Source organism: Stutzerimonas tarimensis (genome assembly GCF_042648805.1).
GTDB classification, from domain to species: Bacteria; Pseudomonadota; Gammaproteobacteria; order Pseudomonadales; family Pseudomonadaceae; genus Azomonas; species Azomonas tarimensis.
On sequence record NZ_JBHRXZ010000022.1, the window covers coordinates 861,947 to 879,335 of the forward strand.

Below are 17,389 nucleotides of genomic sequence, written 5' to 3' on the forward strand. Positions count from 1 at the left end.
TCCCACCCAACAAATCAACGCTTCAGCGCCGCTCCAACAACACCCCACTTTCCATATGGTGCGTATACGGAAATTGATCAAACAATGCACACCGCGTCACCCGATGGGTGTCATGGAGCTGCGCAATATTCGCCGCCAGCGTCTCCGGATTGCAGGAGATATACAGAATCCGCTCGAAACGCCGGGTCAGCTCGCAGGTGTCCGGGTCCATCCCGGCCCGCGGCGGGTCGACGAAGACGGTGCCGAAGTCGTAGCTCTTCAGGTCCACACCGGCCAGTCGGCGGAAGGGGCGGACTTCGTTCAGCGCCTGGGTCAGTTCCTCGGCGGAGAGGCGCACCAGGGTCACGTTGTCGATGCCGTTGTCGGCCAGATTCGCCAGCGCGGCGTTGACTGAGGTCTTGCTGATCTCCGTTGCCAGCGCCTTGCGCGCCCGGGTCGCCAGCGGCAGGGTGAAGTTGCCGTTGCCGCAGTAGAGTTCCAGCAGATCATCGTCCCGCGGGCCCATGGCTTCATATGCCCAGTCGAGCATCTTGCCGGCGACCACGCCGTTGGGCTGGGTGAAGGCACCTTCGGGCTGGCGGTAGCGGAAAGTGCGCCCGGCCACGGTCATCTCTTCCTCGACGTAGTCCCGTCCGACCACCAGGCGCTGGCCGCGGGAGCGGCCGACGATGCTGGCGCCGAGCCTTGCCGACAGCGCCTCGGCGGCCGCCAGCCAGGCGTCGTCCAGCGGGCGGTGGTAGGCGAGGGTGATCAGCGCATCGCCGGCCAGGGTGGTGAGAAATTCCACCTGGAACAGCTTGAAGCCCAGCGCCGGGTCGGCCCAGCCGGCCTTGAGGTTCGGCATCAGTTCGTTGATGCGCTTGCTGGCGATGGGGAAGTCGTCGAGCAGAATCGGGTTGCGGTTGTCACCTGGTTCGAACATCGCGTAATGGCGGTTTTCGCCCTCGCGCCAGAGGCGGAACTCGGTGCGCAGGCGGTAATGCTCGCGGGGCGAGTCGAAGACTTCCGGCTCGGGCGCGTCGAAGGGGGCGAGCAGCTCAACGAGGCGGGCCCGTTTCTCGGAGAGCTGGGCGTCGTACTGGGCGGGGTCGAAGTGCGGGCGGCTCATGGCGTCTCGGCTGGCTGGGCGAAAAGGCCGCGATTGTACGGCGCGGGGGCGGGGCTGTCAGGCCGTGGGGAGCGGGTGGCCTGAGCAGGTGATGCGAAGGGTGGGCTGAAGCCCACCCTTCGGAGGCGGTGTGCCGGCTTTCCGGCCGGCCTCGGCCTCCAGCGCTCTTTTCGGCTTTTGCACCGTCAGGCAAACCAGCCCAGCTTGATGACGAACAGCACCGAGAGAATCACCAGTGCCGGGTTCAACTCGCGCCCGCGGCCGGCGAGCAGCTTGATGGAGGTCCAGGCGATGAAGCCGAAGGCGATGCCGTTGGCGATGGAGAAGGTGAAGGGCATCGCCAGCGCGGCGATGGCCACCGGGGCGGCGACGGTGAGGTCGTCCCAGTCGATCTGCACCAGCGAGCTCATCATCAGTACGGCGATGAACAGCAGCGCGGGAGCGGTGGCGTAGGCCGGGACGGAGCCGGCCAGGGGCGCGAAGAACAGGCTGAGCAGGAACAGCAGGGCCACCACACAGGCGGTCAGCCCGGTGCGCCCGCCAGCGGCGATGCCGGCGGCCGACTCGATGTAGCTCGTGGTGGTGGAGGTGCCGAGGCCGGCGCCGGCCATGGTGGCGGTGCTGTCGGCCAGCAGGGCGCGGCCCAGGCGTGGCATCTTGCCGTCCTTGTCCAGCAGCTTGGCCTTTTGCGCGACGCCGACGAGGGTGCCGGAGGTATCGAACAGGTCGACGAACAGAAAGGCGAAGACCACGCTGATCAGGCCGATGTCCAGCGCGCCGAGGATGTCCAGCTGCAGGAAGGTGGGCGCAAGCGACGGCGGCATCGACATGACCCCGGCCAGCTCCGACAGCCCGAGCAGGATCGACAGGCCGGTCACCACCAGGATGCCGATCATCACCGCGCCGGTGACCTGGCGGTAGGCGAGGGCGGCGATGAGGATGAAGCCGAAGCATGCCAGCAGCGGGCCGCCGGCGGAGAGGTCGCCAAGGCTGACCAGGGTAGCCGGGTTGCCCACCACGATCCCGGCGTTCTGCAGGGCGATGATCGCCAGGAACAGGCCGATCCCCGCGGCGATGCCGGCGCGAAGGGCCAGCGGAATGCTGTTGATGATCCATTCGCGGATCTTGAACACCGACAGCAGGAAAAAGATCGCACCGGACAGGAACACCGCCCCCAGCGCGGTCTGCCAAGTGTAGCCCATGGTCAGCACCACGGTGTAGGTGAAGAAGGCGTTCAGCCCCATGCCCGGCGCCAGGGCGATGGGGTAGTTGGCCACCAGGCCCATGATCGCCGAGCCGATGGCCGCGGCCAGGCAGGTGGCGACGAACACCGCACCGTGATCCATGCCGGTTTCGGCAAGGATGCTGGGGTTGACGAAGAGGATGTAGGCCATCGTCAGGAAGGTGGTGAAGCCTGCCAGGACTTCCCGGCGCAGCGTGGTGTCGTGGGCCTGCAGTTGAAAGAGTCGCTCCAGCATGGGTGTCTCCGTCGCGTCAGCCCTGCTGTCGCACGGCTTGTGGGTGGTTGATGGCGCTTTGATGAGAGGGGTCGCTGTTGCCACGGTTCCCCGGTCGTCGTCCGAGTTCCGGAAAAGCGTGGCGGGTCGGATGGGCGGTGCCCGACCTTTCGCTAGTACCCGGCGGGCCGGGCGGCGCCCATCATGTTCTCATAAGGGCGCGCAAAGGTGCGGGGCAAAGCGGTCGAAGGCTCTATCAGGGCTGCCGCCAATGACCGACGCGCTCGGCCAGGCAACCGGTCGAACCGCCCGACTCATCAGAGGTCTTCACACGGCCGCTCCTGGCGCCGTGCACGTGAACGAGGAAACAAATGGATGCAGTGGATCTGACGGTTCTTCGGCGCGCCCGCGATTGGCTCGCTGACGGCCATTCGGTATTGCTCTACACCGTGGTGGAAACCTGGGGCAGCGCGCCGCGACCGGTCGGTTCGTTGCTGGCCCTGCGTGAGGACGGCCGGGTCGAAGGCTCGGTGTCTGGCGGTTGCATCGAGGACGATCTGCTGGCGCGCCTGCCGCTGGAGGATAACGATGACTGCGAACTCCTGACTTACGGCATCAGCAAAGACGAGTCGGCGCGCTTCGGGCTGCCGTGCGGGGGTACCCTCAGGTTGGTGCGAGAGCCCCTGCGCAAGGTCGGCTGGATCGACGACCTGCTCAAGCGTTGTGCCTCCCATCAGCGGGTGGTGCGCAAGCTCGACCTGGCCAGCGGCCGGGTCGAACTGAAGGCCGCCGATGCGCCCGAGCCGTTGCGTTTCGACGGCAAGACCTTGCGCGCGCCCTTCGGTCCGGCTTGGCGGCTATTGCTCATCGGTGCCGGGCAGCTGTCACGCTATGTGGCGGACCTGGCGATCGGGCTGGGCTTCGAGGTGCTGATCTGCGATCCGCGCGAGGCCTACGCGCAGGACTGGGACGAGTCTCGAGTGCGTTTCGTCGGCGGCATGCCCGACGACGCGGTACTGACCATCGAGCCCGACGCCCATACCGCGGTGGTGGCGCTCACCCATGATCCGCGTCTGGATGACATGGCACTGCTCACCGCGCTCAAGTCCGACGCTTTCTACGTCGGCGCGCTGGGCTCGCAGGCGAACAACGACAAACGCAAGGAGCGCTTGCTCAGCCTGGGCCTGCCCGAGGCGGCGGTGGCGCGTCTGCATGGGCCGATCGGGCTGCCCATTGGCAGCCGTACGCCGCCGGAAATCGCTCTGTCGCTGATGGCCGAGGTGGTCGCCCTGCGCAATGGGGCCGTACAGCACACTGCGCTGCGCTCGGTTCGCTGTGCCTGAAGCCGGGGTCTGCGCCCTGGTGCTCGCTGCCGGTCTCGGTCGCCGTTACCGGGCCGAAAGCGGCGAAGACAAGCTGCTGGCGCCCTGCGATCCCGGCGCCGCATCCCCCGCGGTGCTGCAGCGTACCCTCGCGGCGCTGAGCGGGGTGGCCGAGCGGGTGGTGGTGGTGATCCGCCGCGAACACCCGCGCCTGGCCGACGCCGTGGCGGCCTGGCAGCCCGAGGCGCAACGCCTGCTGATCGACACCGATGGCCTGGGCACCAGCCTGGCGCGCGCCGTGGCAGCCAGCCCGGTCTCCCGCGGCTGGCTGGTGACCCTGGGTGACATGCCCTATGTCCGCCCGGACACCTACGCCTGCCTGGCCGCCGCTCTGGATCGGCGTGGGCTGATCCTGCCCACCTACGATGGCCAACCGGGGCACCCCCGATGCATCGGCGCCGATCATGCCGACGCCCTGCTCCGGCTAACAGGCGACCGCGGCGCCCAGGCGTTGTTTGCCGGCGCGACGGTACAGCGTCTCGCCGTGGACGATCCGGGAATCCTCAAGGACATCGACCGTCCCGGCGATCGCTGCTGACGGGATCGCCTGGCGCGCTGCGTCGGTCAGCCTGAACCCATTCCACGCCTCGGCAGTCGTACCCCCAACGCCCGCCAACAGCTGAGGCCGTCATGCCCGACACCCTTGCGATCACCCTTGAACTCAATGGCCAGTCCCGCCAGCTGGAGGTCGAGCCCTGGGTCACGCTGCTCGATCTGCTACGCGACCGGCTCGGCCTGACCGGCACCAAGAAGGGCTGCGGCCACGGTCAGTGCGGCGCCTGCACCGTGCTGCTCGACGGCAAGCGAATCAACGCCTGCCTGACCCTGGCGGTGATGCACGACGGCTGCCGGCTGACCACCATCGAGGGGCTGGCCAGAGGCGACGAACTTCATCCGATGCAGGCCGCCTTCGTTCGCCACGACGCCTTCCAGTGCGGCTATTGCACGCCCGGGCAGATCTGCTCGGCGGTCGGCCTGGCTCTCGAGAAGCATGCTGGCAGCCGCGACGAGATCCGTGAGCAGATGAGCGGCAACCTCTGCCGCTGTGGAGCCTATCCCAACATCCTCGCCGCCATCGAAGAGGCCCTGCCCGCCTCCGGAGAAGAGCCATGACTCCCTTTCACTACAGCCGTCCTGCACAGGTCGAGGAAGCCATCGCCCTGTTCGGACCGGACGCTCGCTTCATCGCCGGCGGCACCAATCTGCTTGACCTGATGCAGGAAAACGTCGCCCGTCCGGCCCATCTGATCGATATCAATCGCCTGCCGTTGCACCAGGTCGAGGATACCGCCGAGGGCGGGCTGCGCATCGGCGCGCTGGTGAGCAATGCAGACCTGGCCTGGCATCCGCAGATCCGGCAGCATTACCCGATGCTTTCACGGGCCATTCTCGCCGGGGCCTCGCCGCAGTTGCGCAACAAGGCCAGTACCGGAGGCAATCTGCTGCAGCGCACCCGCTGCTACTACTTCTACGACGCCGGCACCCCCTGCAACAAGCGCGAACCCGGGTCGGGCTGCCCGGCCCGCGAAGGGCTCAACCGCATCCACGCGATCCTTGGCGCCAGCGAGGCCTGCGTCGCCGTACATCCGTCCGACATGTGCGTGGCGCTGGCCGCGCTGGAGGCGGTGGTGCGGGTACAGGGACCGGCGGGCGAGCGGTGCGTGCCCTTCGCCGACTTCCATCGCCTGCCGGGCGAAAATCCCGAGCTGGACAACACCCTGGCGCCGGGCGAGCTGATCCTGGCCGTCGAACTGCCGCCTGCGGGCTTTGCCGCCCACAGTGACTACCTCAAGCTGCGCGACCGGGCGTCCTACGCCTTCGCCCTGGTCTCGGTGGCAGCGGCGCTGGAGCTTGGCGAAGGCCAGAAGATCCTGGGCGCGCGAATCGCCCTGGGCGGCGTGGCCCACAAACCCTGGCGGGTGCCCGAGGCCGAGCAACTGCTGGTGGGCCGAGCGCCTGATGCGGAGGCATTCGCCGAGGCCGCCGACCGGCTGCTGGACGGCGCCACGCCCCTGGCGCACAACGGCTTCAAGGTGGAACTGGCGCACCGGGCGGTGGTTCGTGCGCTCTTCAACGCGACCCGGGGAGACCTGCGATGAACAGCCCTCGTCCGCTGGGCCAGCCGCTCGACCGGGTCGACGGCCCGCTCAAGGTTACCGGCCAGGCACGCTATGCCGCCGAATTCCATCAACCGGGCATGCTCTACGGCAGCGTGATCAGCAGTACCATCGCGCGCGGTCGGGTCCGCACCCTCGACACCCATCCCGCCGAATCCCTGCCGGGTGTCCGGCTGGTGCTGACCCACCTCAACCGGCCGCCGATCGCCGGGTATGACGAGCCTTATGAGGACGCCGATGCCGCCGATGGCTCGCCGTTCCGCCCGCTGTACAACGACCGGGTACTCTACAGCGGCCAGCCGCTGGCACTGGTGGTGGCCGACAGCGAGGAACTGGCGCGCTATGCCGGGTCGCTCATCCGTATCGACTATGAGCAAGGCGAGCACCAGACCGATCTTTCGCTGGTGCTGGCTGAGGCCCACGAGGCGCCCGCCGAGCTGCCGCCGGCCCGTGGGGACGCCGAAAGTGCCCTGCGCAACGCCCCGGTGCGCCTCGAGCCGCAGTACGAAACGGCCGCCGAACACCACAACCCCATGGAGATGCACGCCTCGACCGTGTTCTACCAGGTGGACGGCAGCCTGGTGGTGCACGACAAGACCCAGGGTGTGCAGAATTGCCAGCGCTACCTGGAAGAAGTGTTCGACCTGAAAGGACAGGTGCGGGTGCTCTCGCCCTATGTAGGGGGCGCCTTTGGCTCTGGCCTGCGCCCGCAATACCAGTTGCCGCTGGCGGTGATGGCGGCGCTCAAGCTCAAGCATTCGGTGCGGGTGGTGCTCAGCCGCCAGCAGATGTTCACCTTCGGCTACCGTCCGCGAACCCTGCAGCGACTGGCGCTCGGTGCTTCCGCCGAGGGGCGCCTGGAAGCCATCACCCACCATGCCATCGGCCAGACCTCGCGCTTCGAGGACTTCACCGAGCACGAGGTGGAGTGGTCCGGCATGCTCTATCGCTGCGACAACGTCCAGTTGGGCTACCGGCTGGCACCGCTGGACGTCTACACGCCGCTGGACATGCGTGCGCCGGGAGCGACCATTGGCGTCTACGCCCTGGAGTGCGCCATGGACGAGCTGGCCCATGCCGCCGGGGTGGATCCGCTGGAGTTACGCCTGCGCAACTACAGCGACCTGAACGGCAATACCGGCAAGCCCTATTCGAGCAAGGCGCTGCGTGAGTGCTACGCCCAGGGCGCCGCGCGCTTTGGCTGGACAGACCGCGCCGCGGCGCCGCGCAGCCTGCGCGACGGACAGGAACTGATCGGCATGGGCATGGCCACCGGTGTCTGGGAAGCCATGGTGATGCCGGCCAGCGCCAAGGCCTGTCTCGAGGAAAACGGGCGGCTGGTGGTCAGCAGCGCCACCGCCGACATGGGCACCGGCACCTACACGGTGATGACCCAGATCGCCGCCGACGCCATGGGGCTGCCGATGGAGCAGGTGGAGTTTCGCCTGGGCGACTCGAACCTGTCACAGGCACCGCTCTCCGGTGGTTCGGCGACGGTGTCTTCGGTTGGCAGCGCCGTGCTCAAGGCTTGCGAGCTGTTGCAGCAGCGAATCCTCGATGCGGCCCAGCAGTCGCCGGCCTCGCCTTTCACCGGGCTCGGCCTCGAGCAGGTGGGCTTTGACGGCGGCGAACTCTTCGTCCGCAGCAACCCGCAGACGCGCGCGTCCCTCGGCCAGGTGGTGCAGGTAGCGGGACATCTGGAGGCCGAGGCCAGCTTCGAGGCCGGCGAGGCGCGTGATGACTGGTCCACCTCGACCCACTCGGCGGTCTTCGTCGAAGTCCGCGTGGACGAGGCGCTGGGCACCATCAGGGTCAGCCGGGTGGTCAGTGCCGTTGCCGCCGGAAAGGTGGTCAATCCCAAGACTGCGGCCAACCAAATCATGGGTGGCGTGGTCTGGGGCATCGGTCAGGCGCTGCACGAGGAGACATTGATCGACCACAACCTCGGGCGCTACATGAACCACAACCTGTCCGAGTACCATATCCCGGTCAACGCGGACATTCCGGACATGGAGGTGTTCTTCGTCGAAGAGCAGGACGATGTGGTCAACCCGCTGGGCTCCAAGGGCGTCGGGGAGATCGGCATCGTCGGGGTCGCCGCGGCGGTGGCCAATGCCATCTTCAACGCGACAGGCACGCGGGTCCGGGATCTGCCGATCACCCTGGACAAGCTGCTCTAGGGTCTGTTGCCGTTTCGTCGCGAGCCGCGTTGCAGCGGCAAATGGCGCCAGGTCGGGCGGCGTTCCGCAGGCTCCGGCGCGGCCACGAACGAAATGGCAACAGCCCCTAGCACGGACGCGCGGACAGGAGGCCGGCGGCGCTGCGAAGCGGCCGCCGGGCCTCGGCTCACCGCTGCCGGGTGGCCTTGAGCACCACGAACTTGGGTGTCGCCGCCACCTGTTCGCAATTGCCGAACAGGCGCTTGAGCTTGGCGTGGTAACCCAGGTGGCGGTTGCCGACGATCCACAGCTCGCCACCCCGGGTGAGCGCGGCATAGGCTTGCAGGAACATGCGCCAGGCGAGGAAATCGCCGACTACCTGCTGCTGGTGGAATGGCGGGTTGCACAGCACCAGGTCCAGCGATGCGGCGGGCTGCTCGGCGAAGCCATCGCCGGCGCGGATGTCGGCCGGGCGCCCGCCATGGACCGCCTGCCAGTTTTCCCGCGCCGACTGCACCGCCATGTAGGACTCGTCCACCAGGGTCAGCTCGGCCTGTGGATTGCCCTGCGCGTAGACGATGCCCAGCACGCCGTTGCCGCAGCCCAGATCTCCCACCCGCAACGCGCCGAGGGCCTTTGGCAGATGTGGCACGAAGGCCCGGGTGCCGATATCCAGCCCTTCCCGGCAGAACAGATTGGCATGATTGACCAGTTCGATGGCCGGTTGCTCCAGCCGGTAACGGGTCGGGTAGGGAGACACCACGGCGGGCCTGGGCACTGGCGTGGCAGACAGCAGGCGGGCCTTTTTCACCGCCAGCGAGGCTTGCACCGGGCCGATATGCCGCTCCAGCAGATCGCCCGCGCTACGGGGCAGGTGCTTGACCATTCCCGCGGCGATCACCCGGGCCCCGGCGGCCAGCCGTCCATGCAGGCGGATCAGTTGCTCTTCAAGCAGCGCCAGGGTCTTGGGAATGCGGATCAGCACCAGGTCGAAGGGGCCCTCGGGCACCTCGCTGGCAGGCACGAAGCGCACCTGCTCCGGGGCGATTTCGTGGCGCGCCAGGTTGCGCTGCAGGGCCAGATGGCCGAGGTGCGAGTCGCCGCTGCTGGTCACCCGGGCGTGGCGGGCCAGGGAGCAGGCGAGGGCGCCGAAGCCATCATTCAACACCAGCACCTCATGGCCGAGGTCGAGGCCAAGGCCGTGCAGGTGGTCGAGCAGGTACTCATCCGCGGCGTCAAAGGCCTGCAAGGGCTCGTTGGGCTGTTCGGGATGACGAACCAGATCCAGGCGGGCAAAGGGCGTTTCGAGAATGGGCATGGAAACTGGCGGTGGCCCGCGGCGTCGGAATGAGGTATCGAGATCATCAGCGTCCGGCGGCAAGGCCGGCGCGGCGACAAGGGGACACGAAGTATGACCGCCAGCGACGAGAAGTTCACCTGCCAGCGATTGCTCGAGGTGCATACGCTGACCTCCAGCCTTTTCACCCTGCGTACCACGCGCGATCCAGGCTTTCGCTTCACTGCCGGGCAGTTCGCCCGTCTCGGGGTGCAGAAGGCCGACGGCAGTCTTGTCTGGCGGGCCTATTCGATGGTGTCGGCGCCGCACGACGACTTTCTCGAGTTCTTTTCCATCGTGGTGCCAGGCGGCGAGTTTACTGGCGAGCTGGCCCGCTTGCGGCCGGGCGCCGAACTGCGGGTGGATCGCCAGGCGTTCGGCTTCCTGACCCTGGACCGCTTTGCCGACGGCCGAGATCTCTGGCTGCTGGCCACCGGGACCGGACTGGCGCCCTTTCTCTCGATCCTGCAGGGCTTCGAGGCCTGGGAGCGCTTCGAACGCATCTTCCTGATCTACAGCGCACGCGAGGCCAGAGAGCTTGCCTACCAGTCGCTCATCGCCGAGTTGCCCGAACGCGACTACCTGGAGGAACTTGGACGCAAGCTGCATTACATCCCCGTGGTCACCCGCGAGCAGGTGCCGGGCGCGCTCAACGGGCGCATCACCTCGCTGATCAGCAGCGGCGAGCTGGAGCGCGCGGCGGGTGCCGAGCTTGAGCCTGAGCACTCACGCATCATGCTCTGCGGCAATCCGCAGATGATCGAGGACACCCGCCAGCTCCTGAAGGCCCGCGGCCTCAACCTGGCACTGACCCGGCGGCCGGGCCAGGTCGCGGTGGAAAACTACTGGTAGGCGGGCGGCGTCTGGAACTTCGCCGCGCCGGAGCGGACCGACAGTTAAATCACCCGGCGTCGCAAACGCGCCGCCGCCGGCAGGAGAGTAAGGATGATCATCTTGGTGATGGGCGTCTCGGGCAGCGGCAAGACCACCATTGGCGAGGCCCTCGCCGCGCGCCTGGGCTGGGGTTTTTCCGACGCGGACGGGTTCCATTCGGCCGAAAACAAGGCGCGCATGGCACAGGGTATCGCCCTGACCGACGAGGACCGCTGGCCCTGGCTCGAGGCCATCCATCAGGCGATGAAAGAACGGCAGCGAGAGGGGCGCGACCACATCTTCGCCTGTTCGGCGCTCAAGCGGGTGTATCGCGAGCTGCTGCGGGAAAACGTGCCCGAGGTGTGCATGGTCTACCTGGCCGGCTCCGCCGAGCTGCTGGCCGAGCGGCTGAATCACCGTCGCGGGCATTTCTTCGCGCCGCAACTGCTCGCCGACCAGCTCGCCGTGCTGGAACCGCCAACCGCCGATGAAGCGCTGATCGCCGATATCCGCCAGACGCCGGAGCAGATCGTCGAACACATTGTCAGTGCGCTGGATATCGAGCGGCACTCCTAGTCGGCTGGCCCGTCAGAGCAACAGGCGCATGGGCACCATGCCTGAGAGGTAGAACCCGTGGCGCAGATAGAAATGCTGGGCCGCTTCGTTGTCCCGGTCGGTCAGCAGGGTGATGCGCTTGCAGCCGCGGCTGCGCGCATGCTCCACCGCCGCTTCGAGCAGGTGCGAACCCAGCCCGGCGCCACGCATGCGCAGCGACACCACCAGGTCCTCCAGCACCGCCACGGGTTCGCCGAGCGCGGTGGACACGGTGTAGAGCAGGTTGACCATGCCCACCGCGACGCCCTCGCGCCGTCCCACCAGAATCGAGCCGATCTCCGGATTGGCGATGATGCGTGCCAGGCCGCGTCGCTGCGCTTCGGTGTCGGGCTGGAATTCGGTCTCCTGGGCGAACAGCTGCGCCAGCAGCTCGATCAGCTCGGGAATGTCCTCGGGGGCGGCAAGGCTTATTTCCATGGTGGCGTTTTCCCACAAGGGAGGGCGGGCGCCTAGCGTATCGCTCGTTCAGTGTGACGAATAGCCCCATCGGGCGTGTCGAGGCGCCACCTGCCATGCGATCATGCCGGCGCCTCAATAGCCATTCAGGAAGTAAGGCCATGTGCAGCACAGCGACAGGCACCATCCGCCATTTCACCACCTACAGCGGTGTGCGCCTGCCGCTGAAACTGGTCAACGAGATCCCCGAAGGCGGTCTCGATAACCGCAACACCTTCTTTCGCGGGGCATTCGACGAACAGGATCGGCTACTGGTGCTGGAGAAGATCGTCTATGCCGAGCTGGAACTGAAGCATGTCTACAGCTACCACCCCAGCGGGGCGCTCAGGCAGGCACAAATCACCGATGCGGATGGGGAGACATCGGTGCTGGTGTTCGATGAAGCTGGGAACGTGCTTCGCTGAAAGCGCTTCTGGCGGGAGGGGCGCTGGAGGTGGAGGCTGGACGAAAAGCGCATCCGTAAGCGTCTTTTCGTCCAGCCCCGGCCCAGGCCGTCAGGCGAGCTTCTTGTACTTGACCCGGTGCGGCTGGGCCGCGGCGTCGCCGAGGCGCTTCTTGCGGTCGGCTTCGTACTCGGTGTAGTTGCCTTCGAAGAAGATCACGCCGTCGTCCTCGTAGGAGAGGATGTGGGTGGCGATGCGGTCGAGGAACCAACGGTCGTGGGAGATCACAATGGCCGACCCGGGGAAGTCCAGCAGGGCTTCTTCCAGGGCGCGCAGGGTCTCGATGTCGAGGTCGTTGGAGGGTTCGTCGAGCAGCAGCACGTTGCCGCCCTGCTTGAGGGTCAGCGCCATGTGCAGGCGACCGCGCTCGCCGCCGGAGAGGTCCTTGACGAACTTCTGTTGGTCGGCGCCCTTGAAGTTGAAGCGCCCGACATAGCCGCGCGACGGCACCTCGTAGCTGCCGACCTTGATCATGTCGAAGCCGTCGGAGACCTGCTCCCACACCGTCTTGTTGCCTTCCAGGCTGTCGCGGCTCTGGTCGACGCTGGCTACCTGAACGGTTTCACCCAGTTCGATCTCGCCTGAATCGGGCTGCTCCTTGCTGGTGATCATCCGCAGCAGGGTGGACTTGCCTGCCCCGTTGCCGCCGATCACGCCAACGATGGCCCCCTTGGGCACGCTGAAGGAGAGGTTTTCGACCAGCACGCGATCGCCGTAGCCCTTGGTCACGTTCTTGAAGTCGATGACCTTGTCGCCCAGACGCGGGCCGGCCGGGATGTAGATCTCGTTGGTCTCGCTGCGCTTCTGGAATTCCTGCGACTGCATCTCCTCGAAGCGCTGCAGGCGGGCCTTGGACTTGGACTGCCGTGCCTTGGCGCCCTGACGTACCCATTCCAGCTCGGCCTTCATGGCCTTGGTGTGGGCCGCTTCGGCCTTGGCTTCCTGGGCCAGGCGAGCGGCTTTCGATTCGAGCCACTGCGAGTAGTTGCCCTCGAAGGGGATGCCCATGCCGCGGTCCAGTTCGAGAATCCAGCCGGCGACATTGTCGAGGAAGTAGCGGTCGTGGGTGATCGCCACCACGGTGCCGGGGAAGTCGTGGAGGAAGCGTTCCAGCCAGGCCACCGAGTCGGCGTCCAGGTGGTTGGTCGGTTCGTCCAGCAGCAGCATGTCGGGGGCCGACAGCAGCAGGCGGCAGAGGGCCACGCGGCGTTTCTCGCCACCGGACAGGTGGCCGACCTTCTCGTCCCAGCCAGGCAGGCGCAGCGCGTCGGCGGCGACTTCGAGCTGGCGCTCCAGGTTGTGCCCATCGGAGGCCTGCAGGATGGCTTCGAGCTTGGCCTGCTCGGCGGCCAGCGCGTCGAAGTCGGCATCCGGCTCGGCGTAGGCGGCATACACCTCGTCAAGCCGCGCCTGGGCCTGCTTGATCTCGCCCACCGCCTCCTCGACGATCTCGCGCACGGTCTTGTCCGGGTCGAGCTGAGGCTCCTGGGGCAGGTAGCCCACCTTGATACCCGGCATTGGGCGCGCCTCGCCGTCGATCTCGGTGTCGACCCCGGCCATGATGCGCAGCAGGGTGGACTTGCCCGCGCCGTTCAGGCCGAGCACGCCGATCTTGGCGCCGGGAAAGAACGACAGGGAGATATCTTTGAGGATCTGGCGCTTCGGGGGCACGACCTTGCTGACCCGATGCATGCTGTAGACGTATTGAGCCATGTGAACGGATGTCCTGACTTGAAGGGGGGTGGAGAAGGCAACTGGGCAGGCCTCCAGAACGCGGCAAAACTACCCGATTGCCGGTGCCAGGGCAAACCGCCGGGCACAGGTCCGAGCGCCGGCTTTGGTGGCTTCGGGCGCGCGCGGCGGGGCTTGCCGCCAGTCATCGTGCAGTGGACGACCATGAGCGTTTCGCGCCTGGGCGTGACCCGCTTTCATATCGCGCGGCGTGTCGATGAGGTAAAATATCGGGCTTTCTCCCGCCAGCTCCTCCAGGTGACCGTCCATGTTCAGCCGTGATTTGACCCTTGCCAAGTTCGATGCCGACCTCTTCGCCGCGATGCAGCAGGAAGAAAAGCGTCAGGAAGACCATATCGAACTGATCGCTTCGGAAAACTACACCAGCCCGGCAGTGATGGAAGCCCAGGGCAGCGTGCTGACTAACAAGTACGCCGAAGGCTATCCGGGCAAGCGTTACTACGGCGGCTGCGAGTTCGTCGACATCGTCGAGCAACTGGCCATCGACCGTGCCAAGGAGCTGTTCGGCGCCGATTACGCCAACGTCCAGCCGCACGCCGGTTCCCAGGCCAACAGCGCGGTCTTCCAGGCGCTGGTCAAGCCCGGCGACACCGTGCTCGGCATGAGCCTGGCCCACGGCGGCCACCTGACCCACGGCGCCTCCGTCAACTTCTCCGGCAAGATCTACAACGCGGTGCAGTACGGCATCAACGATGACGGCCTTATCGACTATGACCAGGTCGAGCGCCTGGCTGTCGAGCATCAGCCGAAGATGATCATCGCCGGCTTCTCGGCCTACTCCCAGGTGCTGGATTTCGCCCGCTTCCGCGAGATCGCCGACAAGGTCGGTGCCTACTTGTTCGTCGACATGGCCCACGTGGCCGGCCTGGTCGCTGCTGGCGTCTACCCGAACCCGGTGCCCTTCGCCGACGTGGTCACCACCACCACCCACAAGACCCTGCGTGGCCCGCGCAGCGGCCTGATCCTCGCCCGCAAGAACGAGGAGATCGAGAAGAAGCTGAACTCCGCGGTCTTCCCGGGCGGCCAGGGCGGCCCGCTGATGCATGTGATCGCGGCCAAGGCGGTGTGCTTCAAGGAAGCCATGCAGCCCGACTTCAAGGCCTACCAGCAGCAGGTGGTGAAGAACGCCCAGACCATGGCCGAGGTGTTCATCGATCGCGGTTTCGACGTGGTCTCCGGCGGCACGCAAAACCACCTGTTCCTGCTCAGCCTGATCAAGCAGGACATCACCGGCAAGGACGCGGACGCCGCCCTGGGTCGCGCCTTCATCACCGTGAACAAGAACTCGGTGCCGAACGATCCGCGCTCGCCCTTCGTCACCTCCGGCCTGCGCATCGGCACCCCGGCAGTCACCACCCGTGGCTTCGGCGAGACCGAGTGCCGCGAGCTGGCCGGCTGGATCTGCGACATCCTCGACAACATGGGCGACGAGTCCGTGGTCGACGCCGTGCGCGAAAAGGTCCAGGCCATCTGCGCCAAGCTGCCGGTGTACGGCAAGTAACGGTACCGCATCCGGCTTGCAAGAGGCCCGCCCCGTGCGGGCTTTTTGTTGGCTGCAGAGCCTGCCGGAACGGAGAAGGCAGGCATCGTCGCGCTGCGCGGTTATGATCCGCCGCGCGGAGCGGCTGCTCGCCGAGCCCTTCGGCCCTGAATACCAGGCCTATCGGGCAGGGCTCAGGCGCTGGATCTGACGGAAAATCCGGGCGCGCCAGGCGGGCTCGGCTATAGTGGCGAGCGTACCGGGAGGACCCTCGAATGACTGATGCATTACAAGAAGACCGCCGTCGTTTCCAGCGCATCGCCTTCGATGCCCAGACCGAACTGGCCCAGGGCGAGAGGAGCTGGCCAGTCCAGCTTCACGATCTCTCCCTCAAGGGCTTGCTGGTCTCGCGGCCGAGTGATTGGCAGGCGTCAGAGCAAGAGCCGCTCTGGGCGCGCATCCGGCTTTCGCATGAGGTCGTGGTGAACATGGAGGTGGCTCCGGCGCATGTCAAGAAGGACCAGCTCGGGCTGGTCTGCCAACACATCGACCTGGACTCGATCAGTCACCTGCGGCGCCTGGTGGAGCTCAACATCGGCGATACCCAGCTGCTCGAACGCGAACTGGCGGCGCTGGGAGGCTGATGCACGAGCAAGGTTGTCGGGTTACGCCCTCGGCCAGCCCGCCCCGCAGGATACGGCCGAGCCGTAGGTCGGATTAGCGCAGCGTAATCCGACCTGCCAGCGCCGTTGATCTACTCGAACAATGCATCCAGCGCCTGCTCCAGCCGGGTCACCGCCACGACTTGCAGTCCGGCCGGATTATCCTTCGGGGCGTTGCCCCTGGGGACGATGGCGCGCTTGAAACCATGTTTGGCGGCCTCCTTGAGGCGTTCCTGGCCGCTGGGGACCGGCCGGACCTCGCCGGACAGGCCGACTTCACCGAACACCAGAAGGTCATGGGGCAACGGGCGGTCGCGCAGGCTGGAGATGACCGCGGCCATCAAGGCCAGGTCCGAGGCGGTTTCCAGCACCTTGACTCCACCCACCACGTTGAGAAACACGTCCTGATCGTAGGTGGGGATGCCGCCGTGACGGTGCAGCACCGCCAGCAGCATGGCCAGGCGATTGGGGTCCAACCCAAGGGTCACGCGCCGCGGGTTGGACAGATGACTGGTATCCACCAGCGCCTGGACCTCCACCAGCATCGGCCGCGAGCCCTCCCAGGTAGCCATCACCACGCTGCCCGGCACCGACTCCTGAGCCCGGGTAAGAAAGATGGCGGACGGGTTCGACACCTCTTTCAGCCCCTTGTCGGTCATGCCGAACACGCCCAGCTCGTTGATCGCGCCGAAGCGGTTCTTCACCGCCCGCAGCATGCGCAGGCGACCATCGGATTCGCCCTCGAAGTAGAGCACCGTGTCTACCATGTGCTCAAGCACGCGCGGGCCGGCGAGCGCGCCTTCCTTGGTGACGTGGCCAACCAGAAAGATCGCCGTGCCGCTCTGCTTGGCGAAGCGCACCAGCAGCGCGGCGCTCTCGCGGACCTGGGCCACACCGCCCGGGGCCGATTGCAGCTGTTCGGTGAAGATGGTCTGGATCGAGTCGATCACCATCACTTTCGGCTGTTCGCGGCGGGCGGTGGCGATGATCGATTCGATGCAAGTCTCGGTCATCACCTTGAGTTTGTCCTGCGGCAGATCCAGGCGCCGGGCGCGCATGGCGACCTGCTGCTGGGACTCTTCACCGGTGACGTACAGCGCCGGGTAGTGACTGGCAAGGTTGCACAGGGTCTGCAGCAGGATGGTGGATTTGCCGATGCCGGGATCGCCGCCGATGAGCACCACCGAGCCGTCCACCAGGCCGCCGCCGAGCACCCGGTCGAGCTCGTTGGAGCCGGTGGCGAAACGGGGCACTTCCTCGATGCTGACTTCCGCCAGGGTGCGCAGGTTGGCCTGGTCGCCGGCCCAGCCGGCGCGCCCGGAAGGCGTGGCGCCTTCCACCAGGGTCTCGACGAGCGTGTTCCAGGCGCCGCAATCCGCGCACTGGCCGGCCCATTTGGGGAAGGTGGCGCCGCACTCGGTGCAGCCATACATGCGCTTGGCCTTGGCCATGGAGGAGCTCCGCTCAGGTTGAGCGACCAGTTTAGCGGCTAGGGTGGCGCGAGACAGCCACCACGCAGGTCCAGCGCCGAAGCGGGCGTCAATCGGGT

General features: G+C 66.7%; 16 protein-coding genes. 10 read left to right on the forward strand and 6 right to left on the reverse strand.

All coding sequences use genetic code 11. The annotated features are described in order from the left end of the window. Positions 1 to 22: 22 nt before the first annotated feature. Together trmA and ACFOMF_RS13130 are read right to left on the reverse strand one after the other, a co-directional pair. The gene (gene trmA, locus ACFOMF_RS13125) at positions 23 to 1,108 is read right to left on the reverse strand and encodes a tRNA (uridine(54)-C5)-methyltransferase TrmA (protein ID WP_386365527.1); all 1,086 of its coding nucleotides are present in this window, start codon (positions 1,106 to 1,108) and stop codon (positions 23 to 25) included. A 185-nt stretch (positions 1,109 to 1,293) separates the two neighbouring features. Next, entirely contained in the window at positions 1,294 to 2,586 is a 1,293-nt protein-coding gene (locus tag ACFOMF_RS13130; protein ID WP_386365529.1) for an NCS2 family permease, read from the reverse strand. 350 nt (positions 2,587 to 2,936) lie between these two features. On the opposite strand from ACFOMF_RS13130, the gene ACFOMF_RS13135 reads away from it, so the two are divergent. The 5 genes from ACFOMF_RS13135 to ACFOMF_RS13155 all read left to right on the forward strand — a co-directional run bounded on the left by ACFOMF_RS13135 (position 2,937) and on the right by ACFOMF_RS13155 (position 8,244). Then, a complete protein-coding gene (locus ACFOMF_RS13135; RefSeq protein WP_386365531.1) occupies positions 2,937 to 3,908 on the forward strand; it encodes an XdhC family protein in 972 nt (323 codons plus the stop codon). After that, the gene (locus ACFOMF_RS13140) at positions 3,901 to 4,485 is read left to right on the forward strand and encodes a nucleotidyltransferase family protein (protein WP_386365532.1); all 585 of its coding nucleotides are present in this window, start codon (positions 3,901 to 3,903) and stop codon (positions 4,483 to 4,485) included. Before ACFOMF_RS13135 ends, ACFOMF_RS13140 begins: the two co-directional genes overlap by 8 nt. Positions 4,486 to 4,577: 92 nt before the next feature. Next, positions 4,578 to 5,060, forward strand: a complete 483-nt coding sequence (locus tag ACFOMF_RS13145) for a (2Fe-2S)-binding protein (protein WP_386365534.1) — start codon at positions 4,578 to 4,580, stop codon at positions 5,058 to 5,060. Further along, positions 5,057 to 6,046, forward strand: coding sequence for an FAD binding domain-containing protein (locus tag ACFOMF_RS13150; protein ID WP_386365536.1), 990 nt, complete (start codon positions 5,057 to 5,059; stop codon positions 6,044 to 6,046). Before ACFOMF_RS13145 ends, ACFOMF_RS13150 begins: the two co-directional genes overlap by 4 nt. Continuing rightward, positions 6,043 to 8,244, forward strand: coding sequence for a xanthine dehydrogenase family protein molybdopterin-binding subunit (locus tag ACFOMF_RS13155; RefSeq protein WP_386365538.1), 2,202 nt, complete (start codon positions 6,043 to 6,045; stop codon positions 8,242 to 8,244). Before ACFOMF_RS13150 ends, ACFOMF_RS13155 begins: the two co-directional genes overlap by 4 nt. 166 nt (positions 8,245 to 8,410) lie before the next feature. Here ACFOMF_RS13155 and ACFOMF_RS13160 read toward each other — a convergent pair whose 3' ends face one another. Then, positions 8,411 to 9,541: a methyltransferase gene (locus ACFOMF_RS13160; RefSeq protein ID WP_386365540.1), complete on the reverse strand. Its 1,131-nt coding sequence runs from the start codon at positions 9,539 to 9,541 to the stop codon at positions 8,411 to 8,413. 93 nt (positions 9,542 to 9,634) lie between these two features. Between ACFOMF_RS13160 and ACFOMF_RS13165 the strand changes: the two genes are divergently transcribed. Beyond that, positions 9,635 to 10,411, forward strand: coding sequence for a ferredoxin--NADP reductase (locus tag ACFOMF_RS13165; RefSeq protein ID WP_386365542.1), 777 nt, complete (start codon positions 9,635 to 9,637; stop codon positions 10,409 to 10,411). 93 nt (positions 10,412 to 10,504) lie between these two features. Continuing rightward, positions 10,505 to 11,008 (forward strand): gluconokinase, encoded by a 504-nt coding sequence (locus ACFOMF_RS13170; RefSeq protein ID WP_386365544.1) that lies wholly within the window; start codon positions 10,505 to 10,507, stop codon positions 11,006 to 11,008. 12 nt (positions 11,009 to 11,020) lie between these two features. On the opposite strand, the gene ACFOMF_RS13175 is transcribed toward ACFOMF_RS13170, so the two are convergent. Continuing rightward, positions 11,021 to 11,464, reverse strand: coding sequence for a GNAT family N-acetyltransferase (locus ACFOMF_RS13175; protein ID WP_386365546.1), 444 nt, complete (start codon positions 11,462 to 11,464; stop codon positions 11,021 to 11,023). Between the two features lie 140 nt (positions 11,465 to 11,604). Here ACFOMF_RS13175 and ACFOMF_RS13180 point away from each other — a divergent pair, with 140 nt between their 5' ends. Next, a complete protein-coding gene (locus ACFOMF_RS13180; RefSeq protein WP_386365548.1) occupies positions 11,605 to 11,907 on the forward strand; it encodes a DUF6156 family protein in 303 nt (100 codons plus the stop codon). A 90-nt stretch (positions 11,908 to 11,997) separates the two neighbouring features. Here ACFOMF_RS13180 and ettA read toward each other — a convergent pair whose 3' ends face one another. Then, complete coding sequence (gene ettA / locus ACFOMF_RS13185; RefSeq protein WP_386365550.1) at positions 11,998 to 13,659, reverse strand: energy-dependent translational throttle protein EttA; 1,662 nt, start codon at positions 13,657 to 13,659, stop codon at positions 11,998 to 12,000. A gap of 286 nt (positions 13,660 to 13,945) precedes the next feature. On the opposite strand from ettA, the gene glyA reads away from it, so the two are divergent. Beyond that, positions 13,946 to 15,199: a serine hydroxymethyltransferase gene (glyA, locus tag ACFOMF_RS13190; RefSeq protein ID WP_386365552.1), complete on the forward strand. Its 1,254-nt coding sequence runs from the start codon at positions 13,946 to 13,948 to the stop codon at positions 15,197 to 15,199. Between the two features lie 254 nt (positions 15,200 to 15,453). Continuing rightward, on the forward strand, positions 15,454 to 15,822 hold the full coding sequence (locus tag ACFOMF_RS13195; RefSeq protein ID WP_386365554.1) for a PilZ domain-containing protein: 369 nt from the start codon (positions 15,454 to 15,456) through the stop codon (positions 15,820 to 15,822). Between the two features lie 110 nt (positions 15,823 to 15,932). Here the strand turns inward: ACFOMF_RS13195 and radA are convergent, their stop codons facing one another. Continuing rightward, positions 15,933 to 17,291 carry a DNA repair protein RadA gene (gene radA / locus ACFOMF_RS13200; RefSeq protein WP_386365556.1) on the reverse strand — a complete coding sequence of 453 codons (1,359 nt, stop codon included), beginning with the start codon at positions 17,289 to 17,291 and terminating at the stop codon, positions 15,933 to 15,935. Positions 17,292 to 17,389 lie beyond the last annotated feature (98 nt).

Coding starts and splice junctions, on each gene's coding strand:
- ACFOMF_RS13175 (WP_386365546.1), bottom strand. CDS start 11,464: ATGGAAATAAGCCTTGCCGCCCCCGAGGACATTCCCGAGCTGATCGAG.
- ACFOMF_RS13150 (WP_386365536.1), top strand. CDS start 5,057: ATGACTCCCTTTCACTACAGCCGTCCTGCACAGGTCGAGGAAGCCATC.
- ACFOMF_RS13180 (WP_386365548.1), top strand. CDS start 11,605: ATGTGCAGCACAGCGACAGGCACCATCCGCCATTTCACCACCTACAGC.
- glyA (WP_386365552.1), top strand. CDS start 13,946: ATGTTCAGCCGTGATTTGACCCTTGCCAAGTTCGATGCCGACCTCTTC.
- ACFOMF_RS13135 (WP_386365531.1), top strand. CDS start 2,937: ATGGATGCAGTGGATCTGACGGTTCTTCGGCGCGCCCGCGATTGGCTC.
- radA (WP_386365556.1), bottom strand. CDS start 17,291: ATGGCCAAGGCCAAGCGCATGTATGGCTGCACCGAGTGCGGCGCCACC.
- ACFOMF_RS13130 (WP_386365529.1), bottom strand. CDS start 2,586: ATGCTGGAGCGACTCTTTCAACTGCAGGCCCACGACACCACGCTGCGC.
- ACFOMF_RS13195 (WP_386365554.1), top strand. CDS start 15,454: ATGACTGATGCATTACAAGAAGACCGCCGTCGTTTCCAGCGCATCGCC.
- ACFOMF_RS13160 (WP_386365540.1), bottom strand. CDS start 9,541: ATGCCCATTCTCGAAACGCCCTTTGCCCGCCTGGATCTGGTTCGTCAT.
- ACFOMF_RS13145 (WP_386365534.1), top strand. CDS start 4,578: ATGCCCGACACCCTTGCGATCACCCTTGAACTCAATGGCCAGTCCCGC.
- trmA (WP_386365527.1), bottom strand. CDS start 1,108: ATGAGCCGCCCGCACTTCGACCCCGCCCAGTACGACGCCCAGCTCTCC.
- ACFOMF_RS13170 (WP_386365544.1), top strand. CDS start 10,505: ATGATCATCTTGGTGATGGGCGTCTCGGGCAGCGGCAAGACCACCATT.
- ACFOMF_RS13165 (WP_386365542.1), top strand. CDS start 9,635: ATGACCGCCAGCGACGAGAAGTTCACCTGCCAGCGATTGCTCGAGGTG.
- ettA (WP_386365550.1), bottom strand. CDS start 13,659: ATGGCTCAATACGTCTACAGCATGCATCGGGTCAGCAAGGTCGTGCCC.
- ACFOMF_RS13155 (WP_386365538.1), top strand. CDS start 6,043: ATGAACAGCCCTCGTCCGCTGGGCCAGCCGCTCGACCGGGTCGACGGC.